Below are 1,066 nucleotides of genomic sequence, written 5' to 3' on the forward strand. Positions count from 1 at the left end.
GGGCAAGCGACCCAACGAGGACTACGACCTCGAAGTGGTCTACCTCATCTGCGTGCTGCACGACATGGGGCTGACCGACGAAGGAAACACCGACCAGCGGTTCGAGGTGGAGGGAGCGGACCTGGCTGCTGCGTTGCTGACCAAGCACGGCGTGGCTACTGCGGACGTCGACCGAGTATGGGAGGCGATCGCCCTGCATACCACCCCGGACATTGCTGTACGCCGAGGCCTGCTCGCCCTGCTGACCTTTGAGGGCATCTATATCGACTTCGGTAAGAACGCCGACCTGGTGGCCGAATGGGCGCCAACGATTCACGCTGTCTATCCCCGCCAGGCAATGGTCCGCTCGATGGCCGATGCGATCTTGACGCACGCCGCCCGATCTGAGGGCGCAGCGCAGCGCTACACGTTCGCCCACACGCTGGTGCGTGAGCGCGAGACCGACGGTCAAACCTTTATGGAGAGCACCGTCATCAATGGGCCGTGGGGCGAATAGAGTCGGTCGCACCCACCGCCCACCGAAGGTCACTGAGTGGCCGGTTCCCTGTAATAGACAGCGTTGCTTCGCCTTCCGTGACATCCCTGTGCAGCGCGTTCTGCGCAGGGGACCGGCTGTCGCGACCTGGGCGTCTTCCACGAGCGACGTCAAAGAAGGTCTCCGTTGACCCGGGCACTGTTGTGAACGGCACAGAGGCCCTCCCCGAGGCTCTTAAGGAAGTCATGGCGTCWGGCACCCAGGTGAAGCTGGAGCTGCTGAATCTTCAGGTGTGAAGGTCGCCGGCGCGTGACGGCGCCGACATCAACACCGGATTCGAGGTCCCGGACCGAGGCGGCCCGGCCGGCTACTGCTCGCGGGTGAAGGGGAAGTCAATACGGTCCCCTTCACCCGCACGTAGCTGCGTCCCCGGTGCGGAGAGGACCGCGGCCCGGCCGRCGTGGTCAGTCTCCCCAGGGGTTCGCGTCGAGGGCCATGTCCCAGGTCACGTAGGGCAGGGAGGGGTGACGCTGGTGGAGGAGTTCGCCGGGCAGGGTCCTCGCGGGTGCTTTGCGGGGGTTGGCGAGGGCC

The 1,066-nt window shown here is 65.5% G+C and carries 1 protein-coding gene; it reads left to right on the forward strand.

What is annotated here, in order from left to right; all coding sequences use genetic code 11:
• A partial coding sequence (locus EAO75_RS46370; RefSeq protein WP_187284860.1) for a hypothetical protein occupies window positions 1–496 on the forward strand: 496 nt, incomplete at its 5' end.
• Window positions 497–1,066: the final 570 nt, after the last annotated feature.

The sequence above is a fragment of the Streptomyces sp. UW30 genome, assembly GCF_008042075.1.
Lineage (GTDB): Bacteria > Actinomycetota > Actinomycetes > Streptomycetales > Streptomycetaceae > Streptomyces.